This window comes from Lentzea alba (genome assembly GCF_047445655.1).
Lineage (GTDB): Bacteria > Actinomycetota > Actinomycetes > Mycobacteriales > Pseudonocardiaceae > Lentzea > Lentzea alba_A.
The window spans coordinates 316,713-330,286 of sequence record NZ_JAJAEG010000005.1; the positions used below are offsets into that span (position 1 = coordinate 316,713).

At 69.0% G+C, this 13,574-nt stretch carries 11 protein-coding genes; 10 read left to right on the forward strand and 1 reads right to left on the reverse strand.

Features of this window, described 5'->3' with window-relative positions:
* The first annotated feature begins 10 nt into the window (after window positions 1-10).
* The 10 genes from LFM09_RS11015 to LFM09_RS11060 all read left to right on the forward strand — a co-directional run bounded on the left by LFM09_RS11015 (window position 11) and on the right by LFM09_RS11060 (window position 13,338).
* Window positions 11-742, forward strand: a complete 732-nt coding sequence (locus LFM09_RS11015) for a YqjF family protein (protein WP_414096250.1) — start codon at window positions 11-13, stop codon at window positions 740-742.
* Window positions 743-1,037: 295 nt separating this feature from the next.
* Window positions 1,038-3,716: an AfsR/SARP family transcriptional regulator gene (locus tag LFM09_RS11020; RefSeq protein ID WP_414096251.1), complete on the forward strand. Its 2,679-nt coding sequence runs from the start codon at window positions 1,038-1,040 to the stop codon at window positions 3,714-3,716.
* A 92-nt stretch (window positions 3,717-3,808) separates the two neighbouring features.
* Entirely contained in the window at window positions 3,809-3,991 is a 183-nt protein-coding gene (locus tag LFM09_RS11025) for a thiazolylpeptide-type bacteriocin (RefSeq protein ID WP_414096252.1), read from the forward strand.
* 13 nt (window positions 3,992-4,004) lie between these two features.
* Window positions 4,005-4,181, forward strand: coding sequence for a thiazolylpeptide-type bacteriocin (locus LFM09_RS11030; protein ID WP_414096253.1), 177 nt, complete (start codon window positions 4,005-4,007; stop codon window positions 4,179-4,181).
* Window positions 4,178-6,577 (forward strand): lantibiotic dehydratase, encoded by a 2,400-nt coding sequence (locus LFM09_RS11035; RefSeq protein ID WP_414096254.1) that lies wholly within the window; start codon window positions 4,178-4,180, stop codon window positions 6,575-6,577. The genes LFM09_RS11030 and LFM09_RS11035 overlap by 4 nt, the downstream gene beginning before the upstream one ends.
* Window positions 6,574-7,644, forward strand: a complete 1,071-nt coding sequence (locus tag LFM09_RS11040; RefSeq protein ID WP_414096255.1) for a hypothetical protein — start codon at window positions 6,574-6,576, stop codon at window positions 7,642-7,644. Before LFM09_RS11035 ends, LFM09_RS11040 begins: the two co-directional genes overlap by 4 nt.
* 6 nt (window positions 7,645-7,650) lie before the next feature.
* Window positions 7,651-9,249, forward strand: coding sequence for a hypothetical protein (locus LFM09_RS11045; RefSeq protein ID WP_414096256.1), 1,599 nt, complete (start codon window positions 7,651-7,653; stop codon window positions 9,247-9,249).
* Entirely contained in the window at window positions 9,246-10,778 is a 1,533-nt protein-coding gene (locus LFM09_RS11050) for a YcaO-like family protein (protein WP_414096257.1), read from the forward strand. Before LFM09_RS11045 ends, LFM09_RS11050 begins: the two co-directional genes overlap by 4 nt.
* Window positions 10,775-11,803, forward strand: coding sequence for a hypothetical protein (locus LFM09_RS11055; protein ID WP_414096258.1), 1,029 nt, complete (start codon window positions 10,775-10,777; stop codon window positions 11,801-11,803). Before LFM09_RS11050 ends, LFM09_RS11055 begins: the two co-directional genes overlap by 4 nt.
* The gene (locus tag LFM09_RS11060; protein ID WP_414096259.1) at window positions 11,800-13,338 is read left to right on the forward strand and encodes a thiopeptide-type bacteriocin biosynthesis protein; all 1,539 of its coding nucleotides are present in this window, start codon (window positions 11,800-11,802) and stop codon (window positions 13,336-13,338) included. The genes LFM09_RS11055 and LFM09_RS11060 overlap by 4 nt, the downstream gene beginning before the upstream one ends.
* Here LFM09_RS11060 and LFM09_RS11065 read toward each other — a convergent pair.
* Window positions 13,279-13,560: a hypothetical protein gene (locus tag LFM09_RS11065; RefSeq protein WP_414096260.1), complete on the reverse strand. Its 282-nt coding sequence runs from the start codon at window positions 13,558-13,560 to the stop codon at window positions 13,279-13,281. The two genes, LFM09_RS11060 and LFM09_RS11065, sit on opposite strands and share 60 nt — an antisense overlap.
* Window positions 13,561-13,574: the final 14 nt, after the last annotated feature.

Below are 13,574 nucleotides of genomic sequence, written 5' to 3' on the forward strand. Positions count from 1 at the left end.
GTTCGGTGCCATGACGGAGCCGGTGACGCCGTTGACACCGCGTCCTGTGCCGTTCGCCGCGGTCAGCCAGTGGTGGCGTGACGTCACGTTCCTGCACTGGGCCGCGCGGCCCGAGTCGGTCGCCGGGTTCATGCCCGCCGGCACGGTGCCGGACGTGCTGGACGGCGTCACGTACCTCGGGCTGGTGCCGTTCCGGATGCATCCCATCGGCGGGCGGGTCGGGCCGCGGTTGCCGTACGTGGGCACGTTCTGCGAGACCAACGTCCGGCTGTACTCCGTCGACTCGGCGGGCAGGCGCGGGGTCGTGTTCCTGTCTCTCGACGCGAGCAGGCTCGTGCCCGTGCTCGGTGCCACGATCAGCGCGCGGCTGCCGTACAAGTGGTCGTCGATGCGGCTGGAACGCGCTGGTGACGTGCTCACTTACACGTGCCGGCGCATCTGGCCGGGGCCTCGTGGCGCGTCGAGTCGCGTTGTCGTCAGGACCGGGCCTGCACTGAAGGCCGGTGAGCTGGAGCGGTTCCTGACCGCGAGATGGGGACTGCACGTGGCGTGGCACGGCCGGACCCTCTACCTCCCGAACGACCACCCGGAGTGGCCGCTGCACGAGGCCGGGCTGCTGGAGCTGGACGACGGGCTGGTGGCCGCGGCCGGTCTGGACGCCCCCTCGGGTCCACCGGTCAGCGTGCTGCACTCGCCGGGCGTGCCCGTTCGGTTCGGCGTTCCCATGGCGGTGCGCGAGTAGAGGTGGTGGCCCGGTGCAGTCTGGGGGACCCGTCCGGGCCACCGGTCTCTACGAGGTGGCCGACGTGTGCGGTGACTTTCACACGCCGGCCGGGTTCTTGGGGGAACCGGACCAGGCAACTGCGCCGACCCCCTGTCCCGGGTGTTCGGGCCCGGACGGCGCAGGTACCGGATCTGGGGACGACAGTGTCACGCGGTGCGCACAGATTTCGCCCAGGCCGCGCACAGAAGCCGTTGAAGTGCGCGAGGATGACTCGGATCCGAACGTTCTCAGTGCATCGAGGAGAGATACACCGGTGGAGTTCCTGCTGCTCGGCTCGCTGACGGTCCGGCGGGCTGGCACATCGCTGGAGCTGGGCGGCCCCCGGCAGCGCGCGGTGCTCATGATGCTGTTGCTGCACGCCAACGAGGCGGTCAGCGTCGCACAGCTCACCGACGCGGTCTGGGACGCGCCGCCGGTGTCGCCCGAGTCGAACCTGCGCACGTACGTGGCGGGGTTGCGCAAGGTCCTGGGCGACCGGCTGATCACCCGGCCGGGCCACGGCTACCAGCTCGTCGTCGAACCCGGTGAGCTCGACCTGGACACGTTCAACGCCCTTGTGCGCCAAGGCGAGGAAGCCGCCGCCGAGAGTGATGCCGAAGCGGCGGCGGACCTGTTCGCGCAGGCGCTGGCCAAGTGGCAGGGCACTCCTGCGCCGAACGCGGGACCGTTGCTGCACGCGGAGTTCACGCGGCTGCGGGAACGTCGGCTGGCCGCCGTCGAGCGGTACGCCAGGGCGGCGCTGGAGCTGGGCCGGTTCGACGACGTGATCGACCGGCTGCGGCGGGAGACGGCACAACAGCCGTTGCGTGAGGAACTGTGGGCGCAGTTGATGCTCGCGCTGGACCGCTCCGGCCGGCGTGGCGAGGCGCTGGAAGCCTATGCGGCAGCGCGGAAGCACGTGGTCGAACAGCTCGGGGTCGAACCAGGCGCGCGGTTGCGGCAGCTGCAGCAGGTGATCCTGGAGAGCCGGGTGCCATCGCCCGCGGCTCTGAACGCGCACCGCCAGCTGCCGATGGACATCGCCGAGTTCACCGGGCGCGAGGCGGAGCTGCGGCGGCTGTGCTCTCCGGAGGCGCACACCACCGTGGTGATCTCCGCGATCGAGGGCATGGCGGGTGTCGGCAAGACGAAGCTCGCGGTCCGGGCGGCACACCAGCTCGTGGAACGGTATCCGGACGTCCAGCTGTGGGCCGATCTGCACGGGTTCGACGCTGATGAGCTGCCTGCCGATCCTTCCGCTGTGCTGGAGAGCTTCCTGCGTCTGCTGGGTGTGCCGGGCGGGCAGATCCCGGAGTCCTTGGCGGAGCGGGCCGCCCTGTACCGCGACCGGCTGGCGGGCAAGCGGGCGTTGGTGCTGCTGGACAACGCGGCGGGTGAGGACCAGGTCCGGCCGTTGCTGCCGGGTGGTGCCTCCTGTCTCGTGCTGATCACCAGCCGCCGCAGCCTGATGGGGCTCGACGGGGCGAAGTCGGTCTTCCTGGACGTCTTCACCGCTGACGAGGCCATCGCGTTGCTCTCGCGCATCGCCGGTGCCGACCGGATCTCGGCCGATCCCGGTGGCGCCGCGCGGGTCGCCGAGCTGTGCGGGCACCTGCCGATCGCGGTCGCCCTGGCCGCGAAACGACTCGCTCGCCGACCACAGTGGACTGTTGCCGATCTGGTGGCACAGCTGGAACGAGGGGGCGGTCTCGGTGTGCGAGGCGTGTTCGACCTCTCGTACCAGGCGTTGCCGGACCACCAGAGGCGGTTTTTTCGACTTCTCGGTCTCCACCCCGGCGAGGACGTCACCGCCGACTCCGCCGCCGCGCTCGCCGGGCTGACCGCGTACGAGGCCGAGGACCTGCTGGAGACGTTGCTCGACGAGCACCTGCTCCAGCAGCACACTCCAGGCCGCTACAGCTTGCACGACCTGTTGCGCACCTACGCCGTTGAGCAGGTTGTCGCCGCGGAACCACCGCCTGCGCGCGCGTTGGCACGACGCCGCGTGCTCGACTGGTACGTGCACACGTCGTGGCACGCCTCACTGCAGCTCAACCCGGTGCGCAAACTCGACATCGCCACCGCTGATCCATCCGTGCACCCGCGCACGTTCGACGACCGCGACGCCGCGCTGCGGTGGTGCGACACCGAGCGGGCGAACCTGGTGGCGGCTGTGCGCGACGCGGCGCAGCACGGCCTGCCGGTGCATTCCTGGAGCCTGGCTCAATGCCTGTGGGACTTCTTCAACCTGCGCAAGCACTGGGCCGACTGGATCGACACCCACACGGTGGCCCTGGCCGCCGCGCGTTCGGCCGGTGACCGCGTCGGCGAGGGCCTGACGTTGGTCACACTCGGCATCGGTCTGCGCGAGATCCGCCGCCACGACGAGGCGATCGAGTGCAGCCTGCAGGCACTCACGATCTTCCGCGCGCTCGGCGACCGGGCCCGGCAGGAGCGGGTGCTCAACAACCTCGGCATCGCGTACATGGTCACGGGCCGGGTCGACGACGCGTTGGAGTGCTACGAGCAGTCCGCCGAGATCGCCCGCTCGCTGGGCAACTCGCACACGGAAGCGGTGCTGCTGAACAACATCGGCCTGATGCACGCCGACGCCGGCCGGTTCGATCAGGCATTGGCGCGGTATCTGCGTTCCTTGGAACTTCGAGCCTCGATCAAGGATCCCTACAGCGAGGCCATCCTGCTCAACAACATCGGCGAGGTGTACCGGGGGCTGGCCGACTTCCCCTCGGCGGTCTCGTACGTCGACCGCGCGCTGGAGACGTTCCGGCGGATCGGCGACCTCTTCGGGCAGGCCGAGTCGCTGGACAACCTCGGGCTGGCGCTGGAGGGCCTCGGTGACCGCCGTGGTGCGGAGAAGTGCTGGGTGGAGTCCGTGACGCTGTTCGAGGAGCTCGGCGAGCCCAAGGCCGACGAGGTCCGTTCGCGGCTGTAGCGGCGCGATCAAGTAAAGCGCGATCCGTGCCGGATCGCGCTTTGCCAACCTGCCCGAACGGCCCCCCGGCCATTTTCGGGAAGGACAACTTAATGAAAGACCTCTCGTTCGACCTCGACGACCTCGAACTCGGCGAACTCGCCGTGACCTCCATGAGGGATTCGGTGGCGCTGCCCGAGTCCGGCGCCTCCGGCGGTGGCTCGTGCAACTCCTGCTCGTGCGGCAGCTCCTCCTGCTGTTGCTGCCAGCCCCAGCCCGAGATCCCCGCCCTCTGAGAGGACTGCCCTCATGAAGGACCTTTCGTTCGACCTCGACGACCTCGAGCTCGGTGAGCTCGCCGTGACTTCCATGCGGGACTCCGTGGCACTGCCCGAGTCCGGTGCGTCGGGCGGTGGCTCGTCCTGTTCCTGCGGCAGCTCCTCGTGCTGCTGCTGCCAACCGCACCAGCCGCAGCTGCCCGCATGACCGATCGCGTGCAGGGAGAACTCGCGCCATACGCACTCGTGCGCCTGGCGGCCCTGCCGCACCCGGACGGCGCTGCCGAGGCGGCGCCGTTCCGGCGGGCGGTTCTTGAGCTGGCGCGTGTGGAGTCGTCGTTGCTGGAACTCGCCGGTCCGGTGTCCGTTCTGCTGCACGACAGCGCGGGGACCCATCCGGATTCGTACCACCAGCGCGTCGTGCTGCCGTTGCGCCGTGACGTCCACAACGGACGGACGCCGCGCCCCTCCTTGCTTGCCGCCGCTGACTCTCTGGTGTCGCGGTTTCCGCAGCTGGGGTCGTGGTTGTCGTTGATGTCGTCGCGAGCCTCGCTGATCTCGGAGATCGAACGTGCGCTTCCTGCCGCTCTGGCCGCGGAACGCGAGGTGCTGGCCTCGGTGTGCTCGTCGGAGGCGGTGCGGCGGGCATCCGTCCTCAGTGGACGTGACCTGTGGCAGGGGCTGGCCCGTGCGGGGGCTGGCGATCGCCGTGCCCGCAAGGCCGAGCCGACCGTGCTGCGATATGCCCTGCGCGCCACCTCGAAGACCAGTCCGTTCTCCTGGTACGCCTCCGTCGGCTGGGGCACCTGGTCTGCCCACGCCGGCGATCCCGACTGGGGCTCGCCGGTCGCCGTGACGCGGGTCAACGGGGTGTTGCTGACCCGGTTGATCGCCGCGTTGGTCGCCGACCGCACTCGGCTCTTCGACCTGCCTCACCGCCTGGCGCCCGACGTGTTCGAGGACGACGGTTCGCTGCATTTCCGGCGGGATGTGCCCGCCAGTGGCGCGGTGCGTGCGTACGTCGGCATCGAGGAGAGCGTCTCGGTCGCCGCCTCGCCGCCGTTGCGGTTCCTCGTCGGGCTGACCGGCGCGAACCCCAAGGGCATCAGCCCGGCCGAGCTGACGACCGCGCTCGCCACCCGGCTGCCCGACGGCGAGTCCGAACGCGCCCAGCACTACGTCGCGTTGCTCCTCACGATCAAGCTGCTCGTACCCGTGTGGCCGGTCGACCCGCAGGACCCTTCTGCCTGCCTCGCCCTGGCGTCCTGGCTCCGTGATCGAGACCAGTCCGCTGTTGCGGATCTTGTGACGTCTTTGTACCGCGACACCACGGCTTTCGGCTCCCTCGACGCTGTCGCGCGCCCCGCCGCCCTGGCCGCGTTGACCTCGCGCTGGGAGCAGCTCGGCTCGCTCGTCGGGTTCGAGGTGGGCGACGTGGTGCCGTTGAGCGAGGACGTCGTGCTCCCCCAACCGGTCCGGCTCGGCCGCGCGCACGGGTACTCGTCGATGCGCTCACTGGCCGACCTGACGCCGTTGCTGATGCTGTTCGACCGCCAGCTGGCCGTCCGCCGGTTCGCCCGCGACCGCTTCGTCGTCGAGTTCGGCCACGGCGGCGTCGCCCGCCCGGCCGCGTGCGCGCCGTTGTTGCAGGCCGCGCTGGTCGACGCGTTGACCGGCGGGTTGAGCGCCAGCCGGGCCCAGGTGGCGGATCTGGTGACGGACGGCGTGATCACCGACGAGGCCGTGTCCGCCGCCGCGGACCTGTTGCCCGCGTGGATGAAGACCCGCCCGGTCTCCTACTCGTTCTTCACCCAGCCGCTATCCGACGGCCTGGTCGTGAACCACGTCTACGACGGCTTCGGCCGGTTCCCCGGCCGTTTCCTGGACCTGCTGCCACCCGAGGCTTACGCGTCCGTGCGCACCCAGCTGGACGGCCTCTTCCCGCGCGGCTTCACCGAGTACCGCCCGGTCCAGGGCTTCAACCCGAACCTCCACCCGATGCTCGGCCGTTTCGACGTCGGCGAGGACCCGCGCTGGTCCGACCACACCCCGGACGCCCTGGAGGTCTTCCACGACCCCGGTGCCGACGAGCTGCGCCTGCGCCGGGGCGGCACTGTCGTGGACGTCCTCTACCTCGGCTACCTCATGCCGATGTCCTTGCCTGACCGCGTGGCCGCCCTGCACGCCGACCTGGCCTGCGGCTGGGCCGATCTCTCCCCGTTGCAATCCACAGTGGAGCGTGACGGCGCGCGTATCGCCGACCGCTTGACGTACCGAGACGTCGTGCTTTTGCGTCGCTCGTGGGAGTTCTCTTCACTGCCAGTGTCTTCGGCGGCCTCGGTCGCCGCTCTGCGCGCCCGGTACGACCTGCCGGCGTCCGTCTTCGTCGGCACCGGTGGCTCCATCACCTCACGCGCCGACTTCGAACGCCGCCTCAACGCCCCGAAACCCCAGTACGTGGACTTCACCAACGCCCTGCACCTGCACTGCCTGCCGCGCCTGCTCACCCGCTACCCCGACCGCGTCCAGCTGACCGAAGCCCTCCCGGCCCCGTCCGGCCAGGTGCTAGAGGTGATCGCGGAGACCTACCGGAGGGCCGGATGACCGACGTCGTCTGCTACTACCACGACCCTCTCAAGGCCGCACTGCTCCACGACGGCGTGCTCCCGGCCCTTTCCACGGTGACAGCCGCGTTCCCCGGCACGGTCGGCCACGTCGAACGCCACTGGCTGCACGGCCCGCACCTCCGCGTGAGCCTCTCCAGCTCCGCTCCCGCTCGACTTCTGGCCACCCTGCTGCGATCTTATCTGACAACACATCCCTCCACTGTGGAGCTTTCGGCGGACGCCCAGCTGGCCCACGCCCGCTCGGCCGCGGTCGCCGAACTGCTGCTGCCGCCGTTCACCCCGCTGTACCCCAACAACTCCGTCCGCATCGAACCCACCTCCTCACCCCGGTTGCCGGCCTTCCTCACCCCCGCGCAAGTCGAGCTGCGCGCTGTCGGCCTGCGTCTCGGCGTGCCGGCTCTCCGCGCGTCTCTTTCTTCATCCGGGGTCGTGCTGGCTCTGACCGCGATGGCCGTGCACGCCAGCCGCTTCCCGCCCGGCCTGGAGTACGGCTACCACTCGTTCCTCTCGCACGTCGAAGACTTCCTGCTCGCCAGCGACCCTTCCGGCGAGGTCCGCACGTCTCTGGACGCGGTGTGGGCCAAGAACTCCGACGCCGCCTGCGCGTTGGCGTCGCGAGTGGCTTCCGGCCATCCCACCGACTCGTTGGAAGCCGCCTGGCAGACGTGGACGATCGCCATGCGCCTGGCCGCCGAGGAGCGCTACGACGCCGGCCTGCTGGACTCCGGCCTGAACCCTCGCTACGGCGAACGCGCCTACGAGATCGGCGACCCCGCCGCCATCCAGCGCTACAACTACGCCGAGCGGCCGCGGTTCAGCGACTACCACACGGCTTTGTGGACCGTCGACGTCGAACAGCCGGCCGTCCGCCGCCCGCTGACCGTCTACCGCTTCGGCACCAACGTCCTCTACCAGCTGCTGGCAATCCTCGACATCACTCCGATGGAACGCTACGCAGCCGCCCATCTGCTCGCCCAAGCCGCTCAGGAGGTCATGGGCGTGCGGTGGTCCGACCAGTTCGCCGCGATGTCGAAGGCCGGGTGACGGCTCTTGTTGGTACGTCTGCGTCCTGTCGTCCACGCCTCGCCCGCGCCCGACGGCCTGCACCTGCGCGGGTGGGCGTCCAGCTGCACGATCACGGGTGGCGCCGGGCTGTGGAAGGTGTGGCAACGCCTCGCTCCACAACTGGCCGAGGGTCTGCCGGCCTCCGACCTGGGCGTGCCAGAGGGGACGGCGCCCGCCGTGCGGGCGGCGGTCGAGATGATCCTGGAGCAGTTGCGGGCGCACGACATGCTCGTCGAGGTGCCGGAGGAGTGGGGTCCGGACGCTCCGGCTCCGGACATCGCGGCCTGGCTGGAGTCGGTGGCCGATCGTCCGGTGGAGGCTTGGCGGCGACTGCGGGCCGTGACGGTCACGGTTGCCGGGACCGGGGTGCTGGCGGGGATGGCGGTGCGGGCGGCCACGGCGGCCGGACTTGCGGTCGTAGTGGTACCGGGCGGGGAAACTGCCGCGGCAGGGTCCGTGGCGGTGGAGACGACCGGAGGCACCCCGCACGTCGGCGCGGCGGACACTTCTCTCGTAGCCGCCGACGACTCCTCGCTCGTCGTCTCGGCAGGCAAGTTCCTCGTCCTGGCGGGTTGTGGTGCCGATGTCGGTCATGTCCTACCACCCACCGAGCCGCGCTTGAATTTGGTCAACACTGAAGCTATTGATGTAGCTGACCGGCTCGGTCTCACCGGCGAACCGACCGAGGTGCTCGCCGCACTCATCGGATCCGCGGCAGTACACCGCCTGATCTGTGCGGTGGCCGGCCTGCCCGACCCGTCCACGGAGTTCGTCGTCCACCCCGGTGAAGCCGTGCCAGAGACCACCTTCCCGATGGCACTGGTCGCGCGGCTCGACCCACTCCGCGCGACGTACCACCCACTCCTGACCCGGTCTCAGCGCACACTCGACGCCACCCACCTGACGACCGACGACCCATGGCGAGCCTTCGAAGCCCTCGTCGACCCTGAACTCGGCCCCGTGGAAACACCGAGGTTCGGCGCCCTCCCCCAGGTCCCGGCAAACCTGGCCACCAGCGGCGACGCCCTGGGCATCGGCACCACCGCAGAAGCCGCCCGCCTGGACGCCGCACTCAACGCCATCAAGACCGACGGAGTAGTCGGCCTCACCAAGTCCCACGCCCGCGGCTCTGCCCTGCGCCTGGCCGCCCGCTTCCATCAAGGCGAGCCAGTCCCAGAACGCGAATGGGCCACCCACGCAACAGCCCGCCGCTGGTGGAAAGCACTCACCCTCAGGTTCGCAGTACCAGCCGAGGCGACCGTGGAACGCCTGGCCCCGAACGCCTTCAAAGCCGAAATCCGCCACCAGCAGCGAATCCTGGCCTGGAGCATCGAAGCAACCGCCGGAGACGCGGTCGCGTTCGCCGCCCTGGCCGCCACCGGTTACGCCCAGGCCGGACGCGACGGCACCGCCCACCTCAACGGCGCCGCTCCCCAGAAAGTCGACGACGAACAGCCCGACTGGATCACCCCGGAATGGCTGTGGCCCGCCGACGTGCGTGACCGCGAGGAAGCCCTCCAAACCACCCTGGCAGCGCTACCGAACATCAAGATCGAGCCATCGACCCTGGACGGTGCGAGGTGAGGCTGGACGGCAGCCTGGTCCTGATCGGCCCGACCAGCGGCACCTGCGTGGCCTGCGCGGAAGACGCAAGACTGGCCGCACTGGGCCCGGAAGTCCCACGCGACAACCTCAACACCGGCGGGCTCATCGCGCCGGCGTTCACCCCGCTGATCGAGGTTCTCGCGAAGCAGGACTGCGAAGACACCGTGATCGCCGTTCGCACCGATCTGGGCGTGGTCGCGACCCATCACGTCAACGACAGCTGCGGCCCACCACCAGAAGAGACCGCTAACGGACCCGTCCCGGTGGAGAAAGGCGCGCTGCGGCAACCGAACGAGAAGACCACGGTAGAAGGCCTGAAGGCGGCACTGGTCGACCGGCGGCACGGCCCGATCATCGGCACGTTCCGGACCGGGCACCTGCCCTTGGCCATGATGAGCGCCGAACTGGTCCGCGACTTCGCCACGCCCGAAGCCGGCTACGGGCGCACGTACACGTTCGAAGAAGCCGAGAGAGTCGCTCTGTTCGAGGCGGTGGAGCGCCACAACGGCATGCGCCCACGCACCAAGCCCGGCATCGAAGCCTCCTACGCCCAACTGCAGCACGCCCTCGACCCAGAACGCCTCGGGCTCCCCGATGTTGGCCACCGCTACACACCGGACCTGAAGATGCGCTGGGTAGAAGGTTGGTCCTACACCCACAACAGGCCGATCGCCGTGCCGGAGCAGGTCGCCTACTGGGCGACAAGAACGCCGCCAACCCAGCGTTTCCTCTACGAGACGTCCAACGGCTGCGGCCTGGGCAACAGCCTGACGGAAGCCGTGCTGCACGGCCTGTTCGAGGTCGCGGAACGAGACGCGTTCCTCATGGCCTGGTACGGCAAGACGCCACTCACACGACTCAAGACACCGGACTCAGACCCGGTCCTGCCGCACTTAAGAGACCGACTCGAAGAACTCGGCTACGAACTGCTGTTCCTCGACGCCACCAACGACATCGGCATCCCCGCGGTCCTCAGCCTGGCCCGCACCGACAGAGACCTGCCACGAGCGTTCTTCGCGGCAGGCGCCAACCCGGACCCGCACAAGGCGATGCTCTCAGCGGCGGCCGAGGTCGTGGTGGACGTCGAGACGATGGCCGACCGAGTCAGGGCGAACCCCGAGCAGTACCGCAGAACCAGGGAACTCCTCGAAAACCCCGGCCTGGTCAGGACGATGGACGACCACGTCGCAGTCAACACCCTGCCGGAAGCGCAGGCCAGGCACGCGTTCCTGGTCAGCGACAACGACCCGGTCGAGCTCACCGCGAAGCTCGAACACACAGACCTCCGAGACCTGCTCGGCCACCACACCGAGCACCTCCGAAACCTGGGTCTGGAGCTGATCGCGGTCGACCAGTCCGACCCGGTGATCGTGAACAAGCTGGGCCTGCACTCGGCCAAGGTGATCGTGCCCGGCACGGTTCCGATGACGTTCGGCCACCGAAACCGCCGCACCACCGGCCTCCCCAGGCTCACCCCGGCCCACCTGCACCCCCACCCGTTCCCATGAGCAGCCAACTCGAAGCCGCCTACGCGCACGGCCCGGGCAAACACATCGAGCCGGGGCCGACACCAAGAACACCGCCGGCACCGGGCCCCCGGATCCCGCTCCAAACCCTGCAAGGCGAGTTCCCCGCAGCCGTCGCACAGCTGCTGATCGACGTCATGACACCCCAGCGCTGGGAGCCGTGGAACCAGTACAACGACCACCGCGCCTACCCGTCACCCCGAGCGGCCTACCTCGTCGACGTCACCCTGAACAACACTCTGCTCGATCCCGCCAGACGAGCGTTGATCGGCACAGCCCCGAAGCACCTCACCCGAGCAAGGCTGGAAATCACCACCCACCCGGAACGCCTCTCCGAAGGCTACGGCGACTTCCGCGACGCCCTGGCCGAACTCGAAGCCGGACACGTCCTCGCAGCCCTCACGAACCACGCGAACCGCATGGGCCTCAACACGAAGACCGACCCAGAGGGCATCACGCTCCAGCCCGGTGAAACCACACGGATCAAGACACCACCAAGAACGTCAGGTATCGGCCCAAGAGGACTGTCAGCCGACCCAAGACCGTTGCCGAACAAGGCCTTCCACAAGTTCATCGCCGCCATCGACCACCACCTGACGCACAACCTCGCCGTGCGCAACGTCGAAGGCGTGGAGGACGGCTGGTACCGCCTCAACCCGCTAGAACACACCCTGAAAGACGCCATGAGCGAGGTCCAGAGCACGTACGGCCACCCGAGGACCAACACCGACGTGGCCGGCATGAACCTGGCCCTGGTCATGACCGCGGACGTCCGGAAAGGCAACTACCGCAACCTCCTCAGGCAAGCCGGCAGCACCGCCCAGAACGTGTGCGAAGCCGCGGCGGAGGCGGGGATGTTCTGCAGACCGGTCCGCAGCGTCGAAGACCAGAGCCTGGAAGCCAAAGCAGGAGCCCCAGCGAGCCACAGCCTCCTGTACGTGCTCCTGGCCGGCAGGCAGAGAACAAGATGCTTCCCCTACGACCTGACCCCGTTGGAGCAGCTGTGACCTGGACCGGCCTGCACTGCAGGGTCTCGTGGAAACGAGCGGACGTCGACATGTTCATCGCCGACACGCTCGCCCCCGCCATGGCCGGCCGCGAGTGGTACTTCCTCAGGTACTGGGAAACCGGCCCACACCTGCGCATCAGGGTGAACGGCGACCCCGGCGAACTCCAGAGCGTCGTACAAGACCTGATCGCCCAGCAGGACTTCGCCACGGAGCCAGACCAACCGGACTGGCTGCCGCACGGCGACGTCCGCGAGGTCGAGTACGTCCCGGAAACCACCCGCTACGGCGGCCCGGCCAACCTCCCCATCGCCGAAGAAGTGTTCTGCCGCAGCACAGAAGTAGCCGTGGCGGTGCTCAAAGCCGCCCGCACGGACAGCGCCCGCCTCACCGCCGCGATCCAGCTGACCATCGACACGGCCAAAGCCCTGGATCTGACCCAGCCCAAAGCCGCCGCCTGGCTGCGCAGCCTCGGCACGGGTTGGCGCGACGTCCAGGAACACCCGATCAGCCTGGGCACCCACGCCGCCGCCCACCAGCTGATCGCCCAACGCGGACAAGCGATCGCCGACAGGTGGCACCGCGAGCCGAACGAACACTGGGCCACCGCGATCCGCACGGCACAGCACAAGATCGGCACCTGGCTCCCCCACGTCTGGGCCTCCCAGCTGCACATGCTGCTCAACCGCCTCGGCATCAGCCCCGACGAGGAACGCATGATCTGCTGGGCCACCGCGGCAGCCGCCCTGAGCCCGACCGGCCTGGGCGACTTCCACGAGGACAGCGCCACCGCCCCGGACCGCCGTTACCTGGAGGCGAGCAAGTTCCTGCCCGGCTTCACCGACCAACTCCCCCGCAAGGCCACCCCGCAGCCGTGGATCGCACCCCGGCCACCAACCACCGACCTCAAGTCCACAGTGGACCCAGCGGTCAGTGAGATCTTCCAAGCACGCAAAACCAGCCGAAACCTGCAAGGCACCCTCAACGCCGACCAGCTCGGCAAACTGCTGTGGACAGCGATGTCCCCCACCGACGGTCGATGGCCGTACCCGAGCGCCGGCGCCCAGTACTGCGCGCGACTGAGACTGACAGCGCTGAACGTGGAAGGCCTCGAACCAGGCCGCTACGAGGTCAACGAGATCGACCGGACCCTGATCCGGCTCGGCAACGCCCCCACCGTCGAAGACCTGGAAGCCACCTCGATGTGGTTCGGCAAGGACACCACCGAGCTCACGGAAACCCCAGCCGTCCTGGCGCTCTACGTCAGGATCGGCAGCCTCAGACAGACCTACGGCCTAAGAGCACTCAGGTTCGCGTTCACCGAAGCCGGGCATCTAGCCCAGAACCTCACCGTCGCAGCGGCGAACCAGGGCATCCGCACAGGGCTGATCGGCGGCTTCTACGACGACATCGCCCACGACGTCATGGGACTCGACGGCGTGGACGACGCACTCGTCTACCTGCTGCCTCTGGCCTCAGGCCCGGCCGACCAGGTTGCCGAGCGCGATCGCCCCGATGGCCAACGCCAGCAGTGACAGCATCGCGCCGATGCCGGCCAGCGGCTTGCCCTTGCACTGTCCCAGGAGACCGAAGACCGCGACCACGATTCCGGGCCACCCGAACATCCACGCCACGTAGGGGCGCACCAGATCCAGGTTGATCGGGAGGAACGTCGCCACAACCCCGACCGCCCCGAGGATCAGTGCGAGCACCCCCAGCAGAGGTCCTTTGACAGTGACCTGCGGTCCGTTGGACATGCCCGCGACCCTGA